Source organism: Crocosphaera sp. (assembly GCF_030064895.1).
Taxonomy (GTDB): Bacteria; Cyanobacteriota; Cyanobacteriia; order Cyanobacteriales; family Microcystaceae; genus Crocosphaera.
The window spans coordinates 1-21,063 of record NZ_JASJEB010000048.1; the positions used below are offsets into that span (position 1 = coordinate 1).

Annotated in this window: 19 protein-coding genes and 2 pseudogenes; 9 read left to right on the forward strand and 12 right to left on the reverse strand. The window is 38.2% G+C overall.

Annotated elements, in window-relative coordinates:
• Positions 1 to 168 (forward strand): annotated as a pseudogene (locus QNJ66_RS26190) (RNA-guided endonuclease TnpB family protein); the annotation flags it as partial.
• Positions 169 to 246: 78 nt separating this feature from the next.
• On the opposite strand, the gene murI reads toward QNJ66_RS26190, so the two are convergent.
• Together murI and QNJ66_RS12760 are read right to left on the reverse strand one after the other, a co-directional pair.
• Positions 247 to 1,092 (reverse strand): glutamate racemase, encoded by an 846-nt coding sequence (gene murI, locus QNJ66_RS12755; RefSeq protein ID WP_300507342.1) that lies wholly within the window; start codon positions 1,090 to 1,092, stop codon positions 247 to 249.
• A gap of 86 nt (positions 1,093 to 1,178) precedes the next feature.
• Positions 1,179 to 3,050 carry an N-acetylmuramoyl-L-alanine amidase gene (locus tag QNJ66_RS12760; RefSeq protein WP_300507345.1) on the reverse strand — a complete coding sequence of 624 codons (1,872 nt, stop codon included), beginning with the start codon at positions 3,048 to 3,050 and terminating at the stop codon, positions 1,179 to 1,181.
• A gap of 221 nt (positions 3,051 to 3,271) precedes the next feature.
• On the opposite strand from QNJ66_RS12760, the gene QNJ66_RS12765 reads away from it, so the two are divergent.
• Positions 3,272 to 4,810, forward strand: coding sequence for an NAD(P)H-hydrate dehydratase (locus QNJ66_RS12765; protein WP_300507515.1), 1,539 nt, complete (start codon positions 3,272 to 3,274; stop codon positions 4,808 to 4,810).
• A gap of 60 nt (positions 4,811 to 4,870) precedes the next feature.
• On the opposite strand, the gene QNJ66_RS12770 is transcribed toward QNJ66_RS12765, so the two are convergent.
• The 7 genes and pseudogenes from QNJ66_RS12770 to QNJ66_RS12800 all read right to left on the reverse strand — a co-directional run bounded on the left by QNJ66_RS12770 (position 4,871) and on the right by QNJ66_RS12800 (position 12,465).
• Entirely contained in the window at positions 4,871 to 5,473 is a 603-nt protein-coding gene (locus tag QNJ66_RS12770; protein ID WP_300507518.1) for an NYN domain-containing protein, read from the reverse strand.
• Between the two features lie 133 nt (positions 5,474 to 5,606).
• Entirely contained in the window at positions 5,607 to 7,214 is a 1,608-nt protein-coding gene (gene metG, locus QNJ66_RS12775) for a methionine--tRNA ligase (protein ID WP_300507348.1), read from the reverse strand.
• Positions 7,215 to 7,540: 326 nt separating this feature from the next.
• Positions 7,541 to 7,897: pseudogene (locus QNJ66_RS12780) on the reverse strand (zinc ribbon domain-containing protein); the annotation flags it as partial.
• 9 nt (positions 7,898 to 7,906) lie between these two features.
• Positions 7,907 to 9,133 (reverse strand): bifunctional phosphopantothenoylcysteine decarboxylase/phosphopantothenate--cysteine ligase CoaBC, encoded by a 1,227-nt coding sequence (gene coaBC / locus QNJ66_RS12785; RefSeq protein WP_300507351.1) that lies wholly within the window; start codon positions 9,131 to 9,133, stop codon positions 7,907 to 7,909.
• Between the two features lie 2 nt (positions 9,134 to 9,135).
• Positions 9,136 to 9,348 carry a DUF2555 domain-containing protein gene (locus QNJ66_RS12790; protein WP_300507353.1) on the reverse strand — a complete coding sequence of 71 codons (213 nt, stop codon included), beginning with the start codon at positions 9,346 to 9,348 and terminating at the stop codon, positions 9,136 to 9,138.
• A 306-nt stretch (positions 9,349 to 9,654) separates the two neighbouring features.
• Entirely contained in the window at positions 9,655 to 10,827 is a 1,173-nt protein-coding gene (hpsP, locus tag QNJ66_RS12795) for a hormogonium polysaccharide biosynthesis glycosyltransferase HpsP (RefSeq protein ID WP_300507355.1), read from the reverse strand.
• 51 nt (positions 10,828 to 10,878) lie between these two features.
• Positions 10,879 to 12,465, reverse strand: a complete 1,587-nt coding sequence (locus tag QNJ66_RS12800) for a hypothetical protein (RefSeq protein ID WP_300507358.1) — start codon at positions 12,463 to 12,465, stop codon at positions 10,879 to 10,881.
• 275 nt (positions 12,466 to 12,740) lie between these two features.
• Here QNJ66_RS12800 and pyrH point away from each other — a divergent pair, with 275 nt between their 5' ends.
• Both pyrH and frr read left to right on the forward strand, forming a co-directional pair.
• Positions 12,741 to 13,463, forward strand: coding sequence for a UMP kinase (gene pyrH / locus QNJ66_RS12805; RefSeq protein ID WP_300507361.1), 723 nt, complete (start codon positions 12,741 to 12,743; stop codon positions 13,461 to 13,463).
• Positions 13,450 to 13,998: a ribosome recycling factor gene (gene frr, locus QNJ66_RS12810; protein WP_366146283.1), complete on the forward strand. Its 549-nt coding sequence runs from the start codon at positions 13,450 to 13,452 to the stop codon at positions 13,996 to 13,998. Before pyrH ends, frr begins: the two co-directional genes overlap by 14 nt.
• Positions 13,999 to 14,449: 451 nt before the next feature.
• Here the strand turns inward: frr and priA are convergent, their stop codons facing one another.
• Positions 14,450 to 16,978, reverse strand: coding sequence for a primosomal protein N' (priA, locus tag QNJ66_RS12815; RefSeq protein ID WP_300507395.1), 2,529 nt, complete (start codon positions 16,976 to 16,978; stop codon positions 14,450 to 14,452).
• 202 nt (positions 16,979 to 17,180) lie between these two features.
• Between priA and QNJ66_RS12820 the strand changes: the two genes are divergently transcribed.
• From QNJ66_RS12820 to QNJ66_RS12840, 5 genes are read left to right on the forward strand one after another with little or no spacing between them, the layout of a single operon-like run.
• Positions 17,181 to 17,930: a hypothetical protein gene (locus QNJ66_RS12820; RefSeq protein WP_300507398.1), complete on the forward strand. Its 750-nt coding sequence runs from the start codon at positions 17,181 to 17,183 to the stop codon at positions 17,928 to 17,930.
• A gap of 37 nt (positions 17,931 to 17,967) precedes the next feature.
• A complete protein-coding gene (locus QNJ66_RS12825) occupies positions 17,968 to 18,546 on the forward strand; it encodes a TerD family protein (RefSeq protein WP_300507400.1) in 579 nt (192 codons plus the stop codon).
• A gap of 40 nt (positions 18,547 to 18,586) precedes the next feature.
• The gene (locus tag QNJ66_RS12830) at positions 18,587 to 19,165 is read left to right on the forward strand and encodes a TerD family protein (protein WP_300507403.1); all 579 of its coding nucleotides are present in this window, start codon (positions 18,587 to 18,589) and stop codon (positions 19,163 to 19,165) included.
• A gap of 9 nt (positions 19,166 to 19,174) precedes the next feature.
• Entirely contained in the window at positions 19,175 to 19,768 is a 594-nt protein-coding gene (locus QNJ66_RS12835; RefSeq protein ID WP_300507406.1) for a TerD family protein, read from the forward strand.
• A gap of 8 nt (positions 19,769 to 19,776) precedes the next feature.
• Complete coding sequence (locus QNJ66_RS12840) at positions 19,777 to 20,382, forward strand: class I SAM-dependent methyltransferase (RefSeq protein ID WP_300507409.1); 606 nt, start codon at positions 19,777 to 19,779, stop codon at positions 20,380 to 20,382.
• A gap of 285 nt (positions 20,383 to 20,667) precedes the next feature.
• Here the strand turns inward: QNJ66_RS12840 and QNJ66_RS12845 are convergent, their stop codons facing one another.
• Both QNJ66_RS12845 and QNJ66_RS12850 read right to left on the reverse strand, forming a co-directional pair.
• Positions 20,668 to 20,793 (reverse strand): hypothetical protein, encoded by a 126-nt coding sequence (locus tag QNJ66_RS12845; RefSeq protein ID WP_300507412.1) that lies wholly within the window; start codon positions 20,791 to 20,793, stop codon positions 20,668 to 20,670.
• Positions 20,794 to 20,802: 9 nt separating this feature from the next.
• A complete protein-coding gene (locus QNJ66_RS12850; protein WP_300507415.1) occupies positions 20,803 to 21,000 on the reverse strand; it encodes a hypothetical protein in 198 nt (65 codons plus the stop codon).
• Between the last annotated feature and the right edge of the window lie 63 nt (positions 21,001 to 21,063).

The following is a 21,063-nucleotide window of genomic DNA, read 5'->3' on the forward strand; positions in this document are numbered from 1 at the left end:
ATAAACGCATCAATAAATATTAGAAATGAAGCCTTACGGATATTGTCGTTAGGGACTAGCGATACTGCTAATGGAGGGAATGTAAGACGGCTAGGAGGTAAGATTTCTTGCCTTCTAGACGCAACTCCCAATGAAGTTAGAAGCCCCAACTATATTGCTTGCAATTAGTTGGGGTAGTTCACTAGTAGAAAGAGAAAGGATTGGTAGTAGTGTGAGGAGAGCAGATCAAACAACCAATCCTTAAATCTATTCAAGCACTTCTACTTGCTCCCAGGCCACAGTAGAAGTCTGACTGATGGGTAATGAAACTGATTCAACCGAGGGACAATAACCCAACCATTGTCGAGACAGTTGGGAGAAAGTGGCAGAGCAACCACTAACAGCAAAGCGAGTGGGCAAAGCAGGAGAAGTTTTGCTCAGTCCCATCAACTCTAATTCTTTTTTAGCTGCCTGTACCACATAACTAGCCGGATCAACCAATTTTACCGTGGTTGGGATAATAGTTTTAATGACAGCCTCTAAATGGCGGTAATGGGTACAACCATAAACCAGAGTATCAATATCATGGGCCAATAAAGGGGTAAGATATTCTTGGGCAACTTCTTTAGTATGGACATCCCAGAGGCAATTTTTTTCAATCAGAGGAACAAAGCGAGGACATCCCACTTGCCAGACTTTAGCATCAGGATTAATTTCTTGAATCGCTTGACGGTATGCCTGACTTTTAGCCGTTGCTGGTGTAGAAATCACCCCGATGCGTTGACCTTGTTTAACCGCCGCCTTAGCCCCAGGTAAAATAACCCCTAAAATAGGAACGTCAAACTCTTCACGAACAGCCTCCAGGGCTAAAGCAGAACTGGTATTACAAGCCATGATGACCATTTTTACCCTTTTTTGCGTCATCCAGACCAAAATTTCTCGAACAAACTGTAGGATTTCCTTAGCAGAGCGATCGCCGTAGGGAAGTCGTGCCGTATCAGCAAAATATAGGATGGATTCTTGGGGCAACTGTCGGTGAAGTTCCCGTAAAACAGTCAATCCTCCCACACCACTATCAAACACACCAATAGGACTGTTTTGAATCTCTCTCATGTCGTGATTAAGTCAATAAAGAAAAAGTTAACAATTGAAACACGGATATTTAGGTGAGTAACTATATTGTAGAGACAGAAACCGATTTAGAGTCTTTTTTGCCGAATATAATCCAAGATTCCCAAAGCGATCGCCCTGGCCATTTGACTGCGATAAGCCGGATCACGCAGTCTAGCATTATCCACAGTCCCCGTCACAAAACCCACCTCCACCAGCGCAGAGGGCATTCTTGAGGTTCTTAGAACATAGAAACGGGCCCGTTTGACCCCCCGATCCCTAGCTACTGTAACGTTTCGTAAAATACTGCGATGGATGGCATCGGCCAACTGTCTGTTGCCAGCATAAAAAGTTTCCATACCACTCACATTAGACCGGCCACCCCCCACTGCATTAGCGTGGATACTGACAAAAATATTAGCCCGCGCCCGGTTAGCCATCGCAGTACGGCCTTGAAGACTAACAAAATAATCAGCATTGCGAGTCATCATCACCTCAACCCCTTGCTGCTTGAGAAGCTGACTCACTTCTAGGGAAATGGGCAGAATCACATCTACTTCCCTCAGTCCCCCTAACCCAACAGCCCCTGGATCTTTTCCCCCGTGGCCAGGGTCGATAACCACCAGTACCCTGCCCCTAGGAGTTTGGGTTCCAGGTGGCAAGGATGGGTTTTGAGAGGGCGGATTATTCGCAGGAGGAGGAACCGTGATTGGAGTGGGATTTCCCGAGTCTATGGGGTTTCTCGGTGGTGGAGTTGTGGCCCGCAAAGAAATCACTTCCAGAGATAAAGTTTCCTGATTGGGTTGACGTAAACCCCCCAAACGTACCCCCAAAGAAGGTTGTACTTCAACCACTACCGTATCCGTATTAACCTGCCTGACCTTCAACTGAAAAATAGGACTATTGCGCCCTAGTTGGGGTCCTTGCACAGGTTCGGCCAGTTGAGCGTTAGGAATACGAATTTGAAAGACACCAGTACGGCGATCGATGCTTCCCTGACCCCTGATCGGTCCATCGGCCCGAATCAATAGTTGACCGTTGTTATTGATTAACTCAATGGCAGAAATGGTGGGATTTTCATTTTGTACGGGGTTAACCGTCGTCTCCGGAGAAGGTTCAGGAGGGGTTAAATTTCGTACCTTAGGGATACCTCCTTGGGGTAATAAAACTAGCCCACCCAAACGAGAATAATAAGCTTGCCATCCGGGACTGTCCTTAGACACCCGTAGGGTGAGACGGCCTTGAGAGGGTTCGGGTTGTTCAAACTTAATGTCACTAACCCCATATTCATTGACTGGGAGGGTTCGACCAATTAAGGATTTAGGAAAAGATGTCCCAGGTAAAGTAAATTCAATGGTTTTCGCCTCTCTTTCCTGGCGATCTTCCACCTTAATATCCCGATTTTCCCCTTGTTTATCCAAACGAATGAATAAACCATTACGGGTGACTTCAAAACTATTATTGTCTTGGAAAGAAGACGGGCCAGTATTAAGGGGAAGTTGAGGAGCCGGGGTCGGAGGGTTGGGACGGGGAGGGTTAGGACGGAGGTTGGGACGGGGAGTAGAAGTCCTGATCGGTTGGGGATCGGGTAATTCTACAGTCCACTGAGTCGGAGATAGACCTCGAACCTTAACTTTAGCAGGATCAACAGTATATCCAGGGGCTAATTCAATCACTAAACGGGTCGTTTGGGAATTAAATTGACCCACACGAACACTTCTAATGTTTCCCCCAATGGTTTGATCCACTGTGGAACGGTTGAGGGTGATTCCTGGTAAGTCGAGGACGATGCGAGTCGGGTTAGGGATCAACTGGGCCCGAGGTTGAACCCGTGAATCTGTGGTAAAAATTAGGCGATTTTGATTGTTTTCGTATCGCCAAAAGAGAAGTCTGCCGGCCTGTGCTGGCAGGGCAAATAAAAGCGTGCTGAGGATAGTTAATAGTAGCCAGTGAAATCTCACAATAATTGCTCCTATGGAGAATAACGGTTCTATCACTGATACAGGGTAATAGGAACCGTCTTACTCATCAACTCCATGAGACGAAAAACTGGGGTTAAGGTTTCGAGTTTAGTGCTTAATTGTCAGCAAAGCTTTATTTTTGAACATTTCTTTTTTGAAGACTTGAAAATCAAGTGGTAAAATGGCGAGGCTTAACCTGATTCGTACAGGAGACTTAGTAGATTTATATTTCTAGACAAGAACTTAATTCCATTGTTGTTACTGCCGAACAAATGGCTAACATTGAGGGGAAAATTTTTGAAGCAGGTATGCCAGTAGCAGCTTTAATGGAAAAAGCAGCACTGATGATGTCTCAACGTATTCAACAGCTTTATCCTCTCCATACTGTCTCAAAAATTGGAGTATTAGTCGGCCCGGGTCATAATGGGGGAGATGCTTTAGTTATTGCCAGGGAATTACATCTACAAGGTTATGATGTCTGTGTCTATTGTCCCTTTACCAAACTAAAAGAATTAACCCAAAAACACGCTAACTATGCTCATAGTTTGGGCATTCCTTATCATAAGGATCTCCAATCTTTAAACCATTGTCAATTAATTATTGATGGTTTATTTGGTTTTGGACTCAAGCGATCGCTATCTGGTAATCTCGCAATAGATATAGATCGTCTCAATGAATGGTCTATCCCTGTGGTGAGTGTTGATATTCCTTCAGGGTTACACACCGACACAGGGGAAGTATTAGGAACAGCAGTTAAAGCAACTCATAGTCTCTGCTTAGGTTTGTGGAAACCAGTTTATTTTCAGGATCAAGCTTTAGTTTACACTGGTATTGCCGAAAAAATCGATTTTGGTATTCCCTTAAAAGATGTCTTTTCAATTATTGCGCAACAGATACCCCTACAACTTTTAAACAAAACCCTAGCACTAGGGTTTTTACCCTTACCCCGTCCCCAACTCACCCATAAATATCAACAAGGCCATTTACTACTCATTGCCGGTTCCCATCGCTACGCAGGGGCAAGTATTTTGAGCAGTAATGGGGCTAAAGCAAGCGGTGTGGGGATGTTATCTGTTGCGGTCCCTGAGTCCCTTAAATCTCTACTCATCAGTCATATTCCTGATGGCTTAGTCATTGACTGTCCTGTATCAGAAAAGGGGGTGATTGCCTCATTACCCCCACTTGCAACAGACTTCGCCTCCTATGATATCATTGCCTGTGGTCCAGGGTTAACGCGAGACGCAACGGAGGTAGTCACTAGGGTATTAAATGCAAAATGTCCCCTCGTTTTAGATGCCGATGCACTCAACATTCTCGCGCAACTGGGAACCTTAAACCGTTTATCTAAACGGAAAAATGCAACGGTTTTGACTCCCCATTTAGGGGAGTTTAAACGTCTCTTCCCTGATATTCATAACCCCGAAAAGGATAGAATAACCGCAGCCAAAGAGGCCGCTAGTCAAAGCGGGGCGATTATTTTATTAAAAGGAGCAAGAACCATTATTGCTAACCCTCAAGGCAAAATTTGGATAATTCCTGAAAGTACCCCTGCTTTAGCTAGAGGGGGCAGTGGGGATGTCTTGACTGGTTTGATCGGGGGACTATTAGCCCAAAATAAGACCACCAAACACCCTCTAGAAGCTATGGTGGCAACGGCAGCCTGGTGGCACGCTCAAGCAGCTATTTTAGCAGCCAAAGAGCGCAGCGAGTTAGGAGTTGATGCAGGAACTCTTGCCCAATATCTTCATCTTATCTTCTAGAGAGGAAGCAGGATGAACAACTGCTCACTGTTCACTGACTTCACCCCTCGTCCCCGACAATTAAGGTTTATTTTGTTCTAACATTCCCACACCAGAGTAACTGTTATAGGACAAGTTAGGCTTTCGGGTTTTTTGAATATCCTCTTTGATTTGATCGAGATCGATGTAGCGATCGGCAACATTAATTAAACTATCGCTGGTCATAGAGCGCAAACTAACGACTTCGATGCGGGCTCCGCGATAACTTACCGAGTCCGCAGCATAAGCTAAGTCACCATCTCCACTGACAATAATTGCTGTATCATAAGAACCAACCAAGGCCATCAAGTCCACAGCTATTTCTACGTCTAAATTAGCTTTTTTTGAGCCATCTGGCAATTGTACTAAGTCTTTAGCAATGACACGATAACCATTCCGTCTCATCCACAATAAAAACCCTTGTTGCTTTTCGTTGGTACGATCAACTCCTGTATAGAAAAAGGCTCGTAACAGGCGAGATCCTTCCGTTAAACGATAAAGTAGCTTAGTATAATCAATTTCTATGCCCAGTTGTAATGCAGCGTAGAAGAGATTAGAACCATCGATAAAAATGGCCACCCTACCCCTATTTTCTAAAACTTGTTCTGGGGAGAAAATCGAATCATCATCAAAATCATCATACATTGTTGTTATGCCTCGTTGTTCGTCAAAAAAGGACGGACTATGAAAATTATTAGTGAGTTCAGGTTTGTATTTCATCGTAAAATAGTGGTTGTTTTCAATACAAAAATAGAAAAAATGTTAATTTTTTCAATTGTTAAGCATTTTCCTCTGAGGGAAGATCGAGTTTAGCAAAGATAGGTTGTGGTTTCGTTAGGTTTTGATTAACCGCTAACTTCCCCCATTGGCTATGGTGAGTAAAAGGAATAACTTGATTTAGACCATCGCTTTGATTAAAGTCCACAGAAAAACCAAGTTGTTGATAGATTTTGCTACTCAGATTAGGAATAATAGGAGCTAACAAATAAGCAGCTAGACGCACCGATTCTAACACTCCATACAAAATCTTTTCTACTTCAGCCTGTTTTCCTTCTTTAAACAAACGCCAAGGGGCCTGTTCATCGATGAATTTATTCCCTGCTCGGATCAAGCTTAAAATCTCCTCACATCCCTCATTAAATTTGAGGTTTTCATAGGCTTTTATTACCTTCTCCCCTAGAGTTAAGCCTATAATTTTTAGGGGATGTTCTTTGGGTAATTCTGTTGCCGTAATCGAAGGTAATGACCCTTGACAATATTTGTTGGTCATTCCTAAGGTTCGGTTGAGCAAATTCCCTAAATCGTTAGCGAGATCGGCGTTAAGAATATTAACAAAACGAGTCTCGTTAAAGTCTCCATCTTTTCCACATTCTATCTCTTTTAAGAAATAGTAGCGCACTGCATCAGCACCATATTTATCCACTAATGCAAAGGGATCTAATGTGTTTCCCAGGGTTTTGCCCATTTTTTGCCCATCTTTTGTTAAAAAACCATGACCAAAAATTTTCTCTGGCAAAGGCAGTTTGGCTGACATTAACATAGCTGGCCAATAGATAGCATGGAAGCGTAAAATATCTTTACCAATTAAATGTAAATTAATCGGCCACCAAGTAGATAAAGCATTATTTAGAGTAGGTTCGTCCTCTGGTTCGAGTAAGGCCGTTACATAGCCTAAAAGGGCATCAAACCAAACATAAATGGTATGATTGGGATCGTTGGGAATGGGAAAACCCCACTCGAGATTCACGCGAGATATGGAAAAGTCTTGTAGACCTTGTTTAACAAAGTTAAGAATTTCGTTGCGGCGGCTATCTGGTTGGATAAATTGAGGATTTTTTGCGTAGAGTTCCTCTATTTCTGTTTGATATTTAGACAATTTAAAGAAATAGTTTTCTTCGTCTCTCCATTCTGCTTTTTTATTAGTATGAATGGGACAAGACCCATCTTCTAATAATTCTCTTTCTTCTTTAAATTCTTCGCAAGAAACACAATACCATCCTTGTTGTTGGGCTAAATAAATATCTCCATTATCCCAAACTCTCGCAAAAAATTCTTTAACAATTTCCCCATGTTTACTAGCAGTGGTACGACTGAAGCGATCGTATTTAATCTCTAGTTTATGCCATAGTTCCTCAAAACTAGCAACGATCTCATCACAGTGTTTTTGGGGTGGTAGTCCTTTTTCTTCGGCGGTTCTCTGTATTTTCTGCCCATGTTCATCGGTTCCTGTAATTAAAAGAACCTCTTCTCCCATTAATCGTTTATGACGAGCAATAACATCGGCGATCATGGTGGTATAGGCACTACCAATGTGGGGAACCCCGTTAACATAATATAAGGGCGTGGTTAAAGCAAATTTTTTAGGCTTTGTTGTTTCTGAAGTCATTTAAATTAAGGGGCTTTTAATCAAGATTATCCTTAAACTCCCATATAACTGAGAACTATATTGGCTAAGGATTAATTTTGACTATTCTTTTGTGTATCACTGTTTAATTATTAACCCGATTATATCTCTAATTCCAATAAAAATAATCTTAAGACCTCTATGTGAAGACATCTTAAGCAATAGTAAACTCTATTTACAATTGTTATTAAAAACTTATTATTGTGTTATTTTTTTTAAAAAAAGAGCCGTAATGCATAAAACGTATAGACTTCTTGCAAAAATGCTTTGTGGTATTATTGAGAGGATTTTGTTGATTTTTGGTCTATTCATATAAAAACTGCTATTGGATATTTCAGCATAATTCTAACTGGAACAAAAAAGATGAAAAAAATTCTAGGAATGATGCTTTCTCTAACCTTAGTCGCAGTGCCATTAAAATCGGTCGCCGAACCGATTTTACAGCGTGTTGAGCGAACAGGAAGCATTCGTGCGGGTGCTTGTCTACAAGCACAAACATGAGTCCTTGTAGACAAGGATTTTTTAACAACAGCACCACAATTAGAGCAATTTTGAGAAGTATAAGCAGGATTAACTGCAACAGTTACCCTACCCATTTTCACACCAAAATACTCTAACCATTTTCTAAATTGATACCAACTAGCATCATTAATTGACTTGGCTAAACTAAGTCCTTAAACTTTATTTAATGCCCTAATCTTAACAAAGTCTAATAATCGATGAGCTAGTTCTAATTTAGAACAAGAATCTATGTTTTTTTGTTCCCCTTTATTGTCAATAAAAATTGCTTGATTTGTATTAGTTCCAAACCCTGCTTCTGGTGTATCAATAGGGTTAGCAACAATAATATCTAAATTTTTGCGTTTTAATTTATCTAAGGCTGGCTTGACAATATCCCCTGTTTGTGCTGCAAAACCAATTAAGGTTTGATGGTCTTTTTTAAGGGTTCCTAACTTGGCTAAAATATCAACAACAGGCTCTAATTTTAAGTTAAGGGATAGCTCTTTTTTGGGCAATTTATAATTAGTGTAATTGGCCGGTTTAACGTCAGCTACCGCAGCGGACATAATAACAATTTCAGACTCTTCTAAATGGCTGATCATTGCTGTTTCCATTTCTTCAGCAGTAACCATAGAGATTAGGTTATAATTGGGTGATTTGGGCAGTAATTCTGGGGCGATCGCTCCGTGAATTAAGGTGACAACAGCACCGCGATCGCTGGCAGCCTGAGCTAAGGCTAAACCCATTTTTCCCGTGGAAGGATTACCCAAAAATCGCACTGGATCAAGATATTCTCTAGTGCCTCCTCCACTGATTAAAATTCGTTTACCCTGGAAATCTTGTTGTCCTTTAGTGTATGCTAGAGATTGTATTTCGGCTATAATTTCTTTCGGTTCTGCCATACGTCCTGCTCCCAGGCGATCGCAGGCCAATAAACCTGAACCTGGGCCGATAGTATGATAACGACTGTCTAACTTTAATTGTTGCCAGTTTCTTTGGATAACAGGTTGTTCCCACATTTCTGTATTCATTGCTGGGGCGAGCAAAATGGGACAACGAGAAGCCAAAACCGTATTAGTTAGCAAGTTATCTGCTAATCCGTAGGTTAACTTAGCCAACATATTCGCTGTTAGAGGCGCGATGAGCAATAAATCAGCTTCTTCTCCCAAAGCAATATGGAGAGGACGTGAATGGGTTGCTTGCCAAAAATCTTGATCAGTATATGCCTGATGACGGCTGAGGGTGGCAACGGTTAAAGGTGTAATGAAGCTTTGCGCCGTTTCGGTGAGGATGACGCGAACTTTTGCCCCTTCCTGGAATAAAGAAGAAATAACCTCACAGACCTTATAAGCAGCAATACCACCACTAACGCCTATGAGGATCGATTTACACTTGAGCATAATTATGCTTCATCATAAGCTTCGATATCGAGCAAGTATAAATACGGTTCTGCGAGATCTTGACGCTGAAAAGCGACGGCCCGCAAGATATGCCAATCTTTGAGAGCTTCAAAAGGATTGGTATAATCATCTTGTTCCAGTCGTTTAGCCAGATCCGCCACATCCTGCTCTGTAAATCCAGAAACATCTTGCCCTGTCAAACTTAAGGTTGTCATCCCGCACCTCCTCTGACGTTGGTGACGTTCCATACACTCACATTCGTAGAGTGTAGGCTTCAAGCGGAAATTATCCTTCTTGAACTTCCATCGTGGTACTCCTTCTTTCCCACTACGGCGTTTTATAGTGAGGTACACGCCCAGCCCCACTGGGAGGTATTGTAGCATTACTGGCGATTCATTCCACACTTGTTAATTATTTTTATCTAAAACAAACTGTGGGGCTTCTCGCCGATTAAACTAATTTTCCTACCTTTCCTATTGTACCCCCATCTTCAAAAAATTTTGTTCTTCTTTTGATTAATCTTAATTCTTGATGTTCTGATAAGCTGCAATCACTTGTTGTGCAATCGCAGACCAACTATACTTATCTTTGACTAATTGATAAGCATTTTCCCCCTTTTCTGCTCTTATTTTAGGGGAGAGAATAGCCTTTTCTATGGCTTGGTTTAAAGCATCAACTTCTAAAGTTGTCACCCAACCAGCGTCATAATGTTTCACATCGGGCCAAATATAAACCCCTTCAGAAATAATCACAGGAGTTCCTGTGGCCATGGCTTCAGCTACAGCAATACCAAAGTTTTCGTAATAAGAAGGCAAAATAAACATATCTGCATCTTGTAGTAAACCGAGTTTAAAATCTCCTTTAACAAAACCTGTAATAGTTGTATATTTAGCTAAAGAAGAATCATTAATTTGTTGTTTTATATTGTCCTCATAAACAGGATCTTGAGGATTGGAACCAGCTAAAACTAAATGAAACTTAATCCCTTTCTCAATCAATTTTTCTGTTGCTTCGATTAAAAAAATTAAACCTTTTTTGGGAGCAATGCGAGACATAAATAATAATAAAGGTACATCTTGAGGAATACCTAAACTATTTCTAGTTTCACCTTTTTTCGGTAAACTATCAGGAAAATTAACACCCAAAGGAATAATTAAATCTTGGCTTTTTACTCCATAACGATAGGAAATATTTGCCTCTTCTTCCGTTGTAAAATGGATGGCGGCAGAACCAGCAATATTAGGGCGTTCCAGAAGGTTGCCATAAATTTGCTTCAAACGTCGTTTTTTCTTCAAATCGGCTGGATCTAGGGTTCCTAATGGTCGTAGAATGTACGGTAATTTCTGATACCTAGCAATAGTTGCTGCTGCCGTTATCACAGGGGAAAATAAAGCGTGACAATGAGCAATATCATACTCTTTTGCGTGTTTATTTAACCATTGCAATAGAGGAAGAGAAAACTTATAACGACGAAAGGGAGAACAAGGAAAATAGATAATTTTGTAGCCGTCTTGTTCAACAGGAACCCCTAAAGGTACATCTAAAGGTTCTTGTCCTGTATCTCCATTAGAATTAGTAGTTAAAATAGTAACATCAATCCCTGCCTTAGCTAAAGCAGCAGAAAGACCCAAAACCATTTGAGAAGGGCCACCATAAATCAAAGATATGGATGGTACAATTTGTAGAACTTTCATGAGTTATATCTTGATAATGAACCGATTTTAACAGACTTATTAGAATTCGTCTTAATTATTATTTATTAATAGATTTGAACAAATTGGTTTTCGACATTTGTTTCGTCTAAAGGGAAATCTAACTTTACGAATAAACATGGGATGTACATAAACATATTCATCTGCACCAACACTCATTTCATAATCTTCATTAGGTTCAAAGATTGCGACACAGTATTTTGGGTGGTTTAAATTGTCAACATCTCTTTTCCCGACAATCCCTAGTTCACATAACATTCTCAAAAAAGTTCTAAAATCCCTATATCTATCATATTGAGTTTGTTCATTACTCTTGACGCTAGAGGCAATTTGATTGTGAAGTTTTTTAAGTTCATCTATCTTAAATCCCATTGTCAACTCTTTTAAATATTCATCACAAAAATATTCAGCATTCGGATAAATGTCTTTAAATGCAGTGAAAACTTCAATACTTAAGTTTTTCTCTTCTTCTTCAATGCTCTTGCCAATTGTTTTTTCGGTCGAATTTGGACTTTTAAAAAAATCTTGAGCATCACTCGAAATTTTGTTACAAATTCTAATAGCTTGTCTCGGAGACATTTGTGTATGTCTGAGAACATATATAATAGAAGACTCATCAACGTTAAAAACTTTGTTGGTAACGGTTTCTGGAAAATATTTTTTCCAGAAATTATAAGAATAACTATAATCATTAAAGATATCTAATGTTTGAATGTTAAGTTGATTATTACAATAAAGAAAAAAAGCTAGTCTTTTACATAACATTACTAACAATTCTTCTTTTGTCCAACGTAAAAAAGTGATAGAACCACTAATTTTTCCCCAATTTACTGCATATTTTTTAAGATTAGAATAATACTCTGATGGAAAAAAACACTTAACGGTAAAAGGACCTTGATTATCAAATGCAACCGTTGCTAATAAAATAGCTGAAAATATTTTTTTTAGATTTTCACTTTCAAATTCATATTCTTCGATGTTGTCAATAAGAATAATAACCCTCTTGTTTTTCAAAGTTTGTTTTGCTTCATCTTTTGCTTTCTCAAACTTTTCGTTATCTTCAACTGTAAATTGTACAAAAATATTTGCTATTATGCCTTGAACCCAAGATTTTGATGCTTGATTTTTTTCAGCCCAATTAATTATTCCAAACCATATTTTTTCAATTATCTTTTTTCCTCTTCTTAAAAAAATATTTATAGCTTCATACTCATCATCTTTTGATATTTCTTGAAAAATTAAATTCCAAAAAAAGTTTTCACATTCACGCTTATAGGTTTCTACTGGGATATCATCAGAAACGTTCCTTATTTTATTTTTTATCCATCTAACTAATTCATCTTTTTGACAGATAATTTTAAAGTCATAATTACTAAAAATTTTAATGAATTTCACTAAAGCAGTTTTACCGCTCCCCCGTCTTCCTATAATAATCTTATATTTAGGTTCTATGGCTTTCTGAAAAGATTTACAATCGGAACAAACATACTTAAATGAACCTTCAGCGAAATTATCATTAGTTCTACCAGTTCCAAATGGTTCTTGCCATTTTTCAACAAATGCCTTGCGAATATCATCAGGAATATCTTGTAAAGATTCTGGAAAATTATATAAAGTCATAAGAGTGAAAAAGCTTATAGTCTACGTATTATATATAACAAGCCTATTATATATAACAAGCCTAAAAAAGTAGTCAAAAACTTGAATCATAATTTTTATAAATAAATTATGTCAGGGGATTACAAAAAAATTAGAACATGGCATTTGCTGTCATTTAATGCTTTGGCATAATCTTTAAACTAGCAAAGTTAACGACAGGTTTGACAAAAAGGACAAGATACCTGATGCTTATTACCCAGATACAATAGGCTCAATTAAACAGTTACGGCAGAGGGATGACTTACCAGCGCGTATTACTCAAACTTAGCGGTGAAGCCTTAATGGGAAACCTGGGCTATGGCATTGACCCCAAAGTCGTGGCCGACATTGCTCAAGAAATCAAAGATGTCACTAATCATGGCATCCAACTAGCGATCGTTGTCGGGGGAGGCAACATTTTTCGGGGGGTGAAAGCAGCCTCGGCCGGCATGGATAGGGCAACTGCTGACTATGTGGGCATGATCGCCACTGTCATGAACGCTATGACCCTACAAGATGCTCTGGAACAAATGGGTATTCCCACCAGGGTATTAACGGCCATCGCCATGCAGGAAGTGGCTGAACCCTATATCCGTCGTCGCGCCATCCGTCACCTAGAAAAGGGGCGGGTGATTGTTTTTGGGGCGGGTTCGGGGAATCCTTTTTTTACCACGGATACCACGGCAGCCTTGAGGGCAGCAGAAATTGAAGCAGAGGTGGTTTTTAAAGCGACAAAGGTGGATGGAATCTATGACTGCGATCCTAAGGTTAATCCTAACGCCCATCGCTACGAAAGCCTAACCTATAGCCATGTTTTGACCCATGATTTACGGGTGATGGATGGGACAGCCATTGCCCTTTGCAAAGAAAACGATATACCAATAATTGTCTTCGATCTCTCGGTCCAGGGAAATATTGTTCGAGCAATTAAAGGTGAAAAAGTTGGAACCATTGTAAGAGGTTTGTGTGATGTTAGATGATCTTAAAAACAATATGCAAAAATCCGTTGAGGCAACTCAGCGATCTTTTAATACTATTCGCACAGGAAGGGCAAATGCTTCTATCCTGGATCGGGTGACAGTGGAATATTATGGTACGGAAACCCCTTTAAACCAGTTGGCTAATATTACGACCCCGGAAGCGACAATGATTATGATTCAGCCCTATGATAAGGGCAGTATGGGGCAAATTGAAAAGGCGATCCAGATGTCTGATGTGGGATTGACTCCCAATAATGATGGCAATGTCATTCGTCTCAATATTCCTCCTTTGACAGAGGAACGACGCAAAGATTTAGTAAAATTGGCCAGTAAAATGGCAGAAGAAGGTAAAGTAGCTATCAGAAATATTCGTCGGGATGCTGTTGATCATGTTCGCAAACAAGAGAAAAAGAGTGAACTTTCTGAGGATGAATCTCGTGATCTACAAGATGATATCCAAAAAGCAACGGATCAGTTCACTAACAAAATTGATGGCTTATTAAAATCGAAAGAAACGGATATTATGACAGTTTAACCTAATGTCGGGCAGAATTCCCTTATCCACGCTTAGGTTAGGGATGAATGACCGACCAATAAACAAACTGCGAAGCATCCATATTCTAGAATCTTATGTTACAATTACTTGTGGTTGCGACCCACCCGAACGTTGGAATTACAGACAGCCTAACATCAAAGCAAAGTAGTAATACTTTCGGCGCAGAAACACTGTCAGATCGGGGAAAGAAATTACTGAAGAATAAAAAAGTAGGCAGCAAGAGCGTAAGACCAAACAGTGATTTGTCGAAGAAGAAATAACTCTTGCGGAAGGCGAGAGTCTGCCTGTGGAGGCTGTGTTAGACCAAAATAAGACTTGTCTTATTGAGGCAACGGCCAATGAGACGGGAAACCTCGGAGAAGAATAAAACCGTCCTTGAGTTGAGTTGTGGTTGGGAAGCCCCAACTTCAGCGAAGCAAGTTGGGGTACTTCACTTAATATGTAAGGGATCAATATCAATTTTTAAACTAACAGTATTAGGACATAATTTATGCCAATTTTTCATATCAGGAATAATTACTCTAGCTTCGGGTAAAAATTTTAATAAAATTTGCCAGCGATAACGTTTTGCTATCTTCATAATACCAGCCGGTGCAGGTCCCAATATTTCACAATCTAAGCCTATAGTTTCATGAAAATGATCCCCTAATTTTTCCGCTGTATTTTCTACTTCTATAGCATCTAATCCACTTAATTGTACTAAAATCAAACGTCCATAAGGTGGAAAATCTAACTCTTCTCTTCGGGGTAATTCTTCATCAATAAAACGATGATAATTGTGGTTTTTCACTGCTTGAATAACAGAATTTTCGGGGGAATAAGTTTGTATAATAACCTGTCCAGGTTCGTCCCCTCTTCCTGCCCTTCCTGCTACCTGTGTTAAGGTTTGAAAAGCCCTTTCTGCTGCCCGATAATCTGATAAATATAATAACCCATCGGCAGAGACAACACCTACTAAGGTAACTCGGGCTAAATCTAAGCCTTTGGTTAGCATTTGTGTCCCCACTAAAAGATCAGCCTCACCCCGTGAAAATTGCTCTAATAAGCGACGATGAGAACCTTTATTACGGGTGGTATCACTATCGAATCTTAAGGACTTTAATTCGGGAAATTCGTTTTCTAATGCTTGGGTAACTTTTTGTGTTCCACTACCAAAAAATTTGAAATAAGGTGAGTTACACTCAGGACATTTTGGGGGTTGAATTTGGGTATAGTTGCAATAATGACACCTTAATAATTGTGTCGCTCCTTCGTGGGTATAATGATAGGATAAAGATACATCACAATCAGGACATTCCATTACATAACCACAACTACGACAAGATACAAAAGTGCTGTGTCCCCGACGATTAACAAATAAGATTCCCTGTTGATTTTTATCTTTTAAACTTTTCAGTGCTTCTTGTAAAGTACGACTAAAAATAGATCGATTTCCTTGTTTTAATTCCTCTCTCATATCAACAATTTTTACAGGAGGTAAAGGACGCTCTCCTATCCTTTCAGATAATGATAAATAGTGAGAATTATCAGAAGAAAATTGAGAATGATTAACAGATATCCAGGTTTCTAAAGACGGCGTAGCTGAACCCAAAATAACTGGACAATTTTCTAATTCTCCTCGCCATTTAGCAACTGTTCGTGCATGATAATTTGGGGATAGTTGGGTTTGTTTGAAACTAGAATCATGTTCTTCATCTAAAATAATTAAACCTAAATTGGGTAAAGGAGCAAAAATTGCGGATCTAGTACCAATAATAACTTGAGGTTCTCCAGGTAACATTTGTCGCCAAGTATCATATCTTTCTCCTTTTGATAAACTACTATGATAGACATAAACCTTATCTCCAAATCTTGCCCTAAATCTATCTGTTAATTGAGGGGTTAATCCAATTTCAGGAACTAAAATTAAAGCGGATTTTCCCTGTTTTAATAAAGGATAAATAGCTTGCAAATAAACTTCAGTTTTCCCAGATCCAGTGACTCCGTGTAACAAAATTTCACTATAATTTTCTAGATTATCAATAACTTTTAATGCTTCTTTTTGTTCCAAGGTTAACATTTTATTTTTATCCCTATCTTTTTCTGAATCTTGTAATAATCTTAATTTCTCTCGATACTCAATAGTGACGCATTGTTTATCCGCTAATGCTTTAACAACTGAATCACTTTTTGTTTCCAACAAAGCCAATAAATCAGTGAGCCATAATTCTCCTCCTTTCCGTCGTAAAACTTGTAAAAACTCTAATTGTTTCTTGGTTAAATTAGGAGGAAACTGCTCAATAATTAAGGTTACAATCTTTTGTTTTTTAATTTGAGTTTTTCTAGTAGTTTCTAAATAACTTTTAATCCATCCCCTTTGAGTTAATTCTCGAATTCCTTGACGCGAACTTTTCACTTTACGCTGTATGTATTTAACACTATAATCTCCGTCTTTTTGTTGCTTTAATAAGCTTAAAATTTTTGCAGCAGCAGTACGACAAAATGTCTCTGCACCAGGAGGAATATTATCTTTTTCTAGACGAATTCTCCGTTGAGATTTGGTTAATAATCCTGGAGGTAGGGCTGTTTTAATTACTGTTATTAGGTTAGTACAATAATAGCTAGAAACTTTTTCTAATAGTGTAAAATAAGTTCTTGTAAAAAATCCAGATGCAATCACATCATAAATATTTTTCACTTGATTATAATCAATATGGTCTGGAAGAGAATCAGTATATCTAATCACAACTCCTCCCAAAATTTGTGTACCAAAAGGAACACTAACAATATCTCCAGGTGTTACTTTTAAATCAGAGGGAATACTATAAGTATATAAATTATATAATTTGTCTTCCTTCCCATCTGATTCTTGTATGTTTGGACAATCAACCAAAACTTCAATCCATTGAGGGGAAGAAGGTTCTACAATATATAAGGATCTTGGTTCGGCTACTAACAAACTTCCAGAAGACATAGACATATACTTTGCAACGTTCTATTACATCGACTACCATTAAACTTAACACGGAATTATAATAAGGGTGATCAACCTTAATCTTTGATTGATATAAGTTTAAAGATTGTCAGCGATCGCCTTTGGTTTCCAGACATGGATAACTTAAGAGTCTAATTGATATAATTGTAGTAGGATTTATTTGATACTATAACTGTCAGAAAAAATTATGAATAAACCTCAACAAGAATCTTCTATTGACGACTTAATTAACAAAATTAAACATCAACACACTAATAACAAGAAAGAATCAATGGATAAATCTAATCATCAACTGAACTCAACCGATAATCTACTTGAACAGTTTAAGTCCAACTTAAAACAACATAAAGAAAAAAATAAACAAGACACCTTAAATCAAAATGTACCAAAAGTAAATAAAAAATTAGAGCAATTTAAGTTTCATTTTGAACAGCAAAATAACAAAAAGACACAACATAATATTAGTAAAGATAAACCAGAAATTAACAATGATTTGAACTATTTAAAGTCCCAGTTTAAACAGCAAAACAATAAAAGAAAGGAACATAACATTACTCAAAATAAACCAGAAATAAAAGAAAATTTAGAGCAGTTCAAGTCTAGATTTCAAAAAGAAAAAGAGAAGCGACAGCAGCATAATGTTAGTCAAAACAGACCAAAAGTTAACGAAAATTTACATCAATTCAAACAGCAATTTGAACAGAAACAAGAAGAACAAAGAGAAACTATAACTCATCAAAATCAGGAAGAAATACGCTATACTGAACAAAGAAAGCAACAACAGCAAAAATTGTTGATTCGTAAAGCCAAACAATGGCTAGAGAATTTGGACGAATACTCTGATGAAGGACTATGGTTTGAATCATTCTCCCGTGGTTATTCCTCTCGGTTAGACGCTGCTATAGAGTATTTAGCTGTTCTTAATGCTTCCTCTTAGTCAAGTTTCAATTACTATCAGAAATTCACTAATTATTATGGCAATTTCACTCAGTAAAGGTCAAAGAATTTCCTTAGAAAAAGCAAGTCCTGGATTAAAAGCAGCCTTCGTTGGCTTAGGATGGGACGTTAAAAAAGTCGATACAGGAACAGATTTTGATATCGATTGTTCTGTTTTCTTATTAGGAGAAAATGAAAAATTACTGTCTGATAACCATCTCATCTTTTATAATAACCTAAAAAGTCCCGATCCCGATCATTCCATCGAACACATGGGAGATAATTTAACAGGGGAAGGAGAAGGAGACGACGAAGTTGTTTTAGTCAACTTTACCAAGATTCCTAACGAAGTAAAAAAATTAGTTTTTGTTGTCACCATCCACGAAGCAGACAGAAGAAGTCAAAACTTTGGACAAATTGATAATGCTTTTGTCAGATTAGTTGATGTGCAAACCAAGGAAGAAATTTTACGTTATGATTTAACAGAAGACTATTCAATAGAAACCGCCTTAATTACCGCAGAAATCTACAACAAAGACGGGGAATGGCGCATGACTGCTGTAGGTTCCGGATATCAAGGAGGTTTACAAGCCATTCTTAACCGCTATTCTAACTAAAATTGTCACCAAGAAAGTAACAAAAAATCAAGAAAAAGTTATGGGAATTTCACTCAGTAAAGGTCAAAGAATTTCACTGGAAAAAGCAAGTCCCGGGTTAAAAGCTGCCTTTGTTGGATTAGGATGGGATGTCAAAAAAGTCAATACTGGTAATGACTACGACCTCGATGTTTCTGTCTTTTTACTAGGAGAAAACGAAAAGTTAATTTCTGACAATCATCTCGTATTTTATAACAACTTGAAAAGTCCTGATGCAGATCATTCTGTGGAACATATGGGAGATAATTTAACAGGGGAAGGAGAAGGAGACGACGAAGTTGTTCTAGTTAACTTTACCAAGATTCCTGATGATATTAAAAAATTAGTTTTTGTTGTCACTATTCATGAAGCAGATAAAAGAAGTCAAAACTTTGGACAGATTGATAATGCTTTTGTGAGATTAGTTGATGTACAAACAAAAAATGAAGTTTTACGCTACGATTTAAGTGAACAATATTCCATAGAAACTGCCTTAATTGTTGCAGAAATCTACAAAAAAGATGGAGAATGGCGCATGAGTGCTGTAGGTTCTGGTTACCAAGGGGGGTTACAAGCTATCCTCAATCGTTACTACAACTAGGAGAAAATAATGGCAATTAATCTTACAAAAGGACAACGAATTTCTCTCAAAAAAGAAGCCCCAGGACTCACTAAAGTCATGTGTGGTTTAGGGTGGGATGTATCCGAAACTAAGGGACTTTTTGGCCTATTTAAAGGCAATGATTTTGATCTCGATGCTTCTGTTTTATGTCTGACGAAGAAAGATAAACTAAAGAGTAAATCTGATGTTGTTTACTATGGAAACTTAAGCCATTCGTCAGGAGCAATTACTCATTTAGGAGACAACTTAACAGGAGAAGGAGACGGAGACGATGAAGAAATATTGGTAGATTTAACCAAAGTTCCCGATGATATTCTGAAATTAGTTTTTGTTGTTAATATCTACAAAGCTAGACAAAGACAACAAAGTTTTGGACAGATTAAAAATGCTTTCGTTCGCTTAGTCAATCTCAATAACAATAAAGAAATTGCCCGTTACAGTCTTTTAGGAGAAGAATATGGTGGAAAAACAGCGATGATTTTAGCAGAAGTTTACCGTGACCAAGGAGAATGGAAAATGGCAGCAGTTGGTAAAGGTTTGATGATTAATGGATTGCAAGAAATGACCAATCAGTATTATTAGATAAGGCAATGAGCGAAGAAACTTTTGAGAAAAAAGCCTCTTTTTTTGATAAATGGGCCCCCAACTATGATCTGATTTTTACCACCATTTTCTATCAATCTCTACACAAAAGATTGTTATCTTATCTAAGCTTACCTCATCCTTCTTATGTGTTAGATTTAGGCTGTGGAACTGGTCGCTTATTGAACCGTTTAGCCAAAAATTTCCCTGACTTACGAGGAACGGGAGTAGACTTATCTCCTCAAATGCTGAAAGAAGCGCGAGCAACTAATCAACATCATCCTCGTTTAATTTACACCCAAGGTAATGCAGAATGTTTGCCTTTTGCTGATAATCAATTTGATGCAATATTTAATACTATTAGTTTTCTGCATTATCCAAATCCACAACAAGTTTTTAATGAAGTTTTTCGTGTTTTAAAACCCAAGGGACAATTTTATTTAGTTGATTTTGCCCGACTTTACTCTATTGATTCTATTCCTTTTTCTCCTGGAGGAATTAATTTCTACTCTTCTAAGCAACGAGAAGATTTTGCTGATAACGTTGGGTTAACAACTCAAGGCCATTATTATTTATTGGGACGAGTTATGTTGAGCATTTTTGTTAAAAACTAATACAATTTCTTAAAATCTGGTTACACATTAGAGTAGGGGTCAACGGCCGTTGACCCCTACAATATTCATCCCTAACTTTTATGCTTCGGGCCATAAACGGACGGAGATTCTTGGTTCAGCGACACACCTTTAAACCACCTATCCTTATAGCCATACTTAAACCAAATATCTGTAGAACATATACGTTTTTAGGGAGATTGTTCGCTCCTCCGTTACCAGTATCGCTTTACGTCTTAGTTTCAATGGTAGTACTTAAGAATCCTACCTGTACTATAGCATGATGACTTACTGCACCGTAAAGGGATGCAGCGAGGTATTGGTGGTTTCCATCAATGAGCGACTGCACCAAGACGGGTGGGGAAGTTGAACCCCTAATTTTTCTGTCAAAAGACGGGGGTATTCTGGCAACATTAGGATAAACTAAGCAGCAGATACTTTATTTTGCTTATATCGATGGACTTTTCCAGTGTTTTCGCATAAAGAACAAGAAAACATATTTTCGTTTCCTTTTACCCTTAATTTCCCTTTACCTCGACACTTTTGACAAATAACTTTTTCTTGCCGCCAATAATTTCTCAAAAAATTATCATCAGTAATGTAATTAAAATCCTCGTACATTTAAAGTCTCCCCTATTGTTAAGATTGTAATAATTATTCCTTAACCAAGTCATTGTATTAAAC

Bases quoted from the DNA above. Each gene is read 5' to 3' on its own strand.
- QNJ66_RS12830 (WP_300507403.1), top strand. From the start codon at position 18,587: ATGGGAATTTCACTCAGTAAAGGTCAAAGAATTTCACTGGAAAAAGCA.
- hpsP (WP_300507355.1), bottom strand. From the start codon at position 10,827: ATGAAAGTTCTACAAATTGTACCATCCATATCTTTGATTTATGGTGGC.
- coaBC (WP_300507351.1), bottom strand. From the start codon at position 9,133: ATGCTCAAGTGTAAATCGATCCTCATAGGCGTTAGTGGTGGTATTGCT.
- QNJ66_RS12840 (WP_300507409.1), top strand. From the start codon at position 19,777: ATGAGCGAAGAAACTTTTGAGAAAAAAGCCTCTTTTTTTGATAAATGG.
- QNJ66_RS12800 (WP_300507358.1), bottom strand. From the start codon at position 12,465: ATGACTTTATATAATTTTCCAGAATCTTTACAAGATATTCCTGATGAT.
- pyrH (WP_300507361.1), top strand. From the start codon at position 12,741: ATGACTTACCAGCGCGTATTACTCAAACTTAGCGGTGAAGCCTTAATG.
- QNJ66_RS12845 (WP_300507412.1), bottom strand. From the start codon at position 20,793: ATGTTGCCAGAATACCCCCGTCTTTTGACAGAAAAATTAGGGGTTCAA.
- QNJ66_RS12850 (WP_300507415.1), bottom strand. From the start codon at position 21,000: ATGTACGAGGATTTTAATTACATTACTGATGATAATTTTTTGAGAAAT.
- metG (WP_300507348.1), bottom strand. From the start codon at position 7,214: ATGACTTCAGAAACAACAAAGCCTAAAAAATTTGCTTTAACCACGCCC.
- QNJ66_RS12770 (WP_300507518.1), bottom strand. From the start codon at position 5,473: ATGTATGATGATTTTGATGATGATTCGATTTTCTCCCCAGAACAAGTT.
- priA (WP_300507395.1), bottom strand. From the start codon at position 16,978: ATGTCTATGTCTTCTGGAAGTTTGTTAGTAGCCGAACCAAGATCCTTA.
- QNJ66_RS12825 (WP_300507400.1), top strand. From the start codon at position 17,968: ATGGCAATTTCACTCAGTAAAGGTCAAAGAATTTCCTTAGAAAAAGCA.
- QNJ66_RS12835 (WP_300507406.1), top strand. From the start codon at position 19,175: ATGGCAATTAATCTTACAAAAGGACAACGAATTTCTCTCAAAAAAGAA.
- murI (WP_300507342.1), bottom strand. From the start codon at position 1,092: ATGAGAGAGATTCAAAACAGTCCTATTGGTGTGTTTGATAGTGGTGTG.
- QNJ66_RS12790 (WP_300507353.1), bottom strand. From the start codon at position 9,348: ATGACAACCTTAAGTTTGACAGGGCAAGATGTTTCTGGATTTACAGAG.
- QNJ66_RS12820 (WP_300507398.1), top strand. From the start codon at position 17,181: ATGAATAAACCTCAACAAGAATCTTCTATTGACGACTTAATTAACAAA.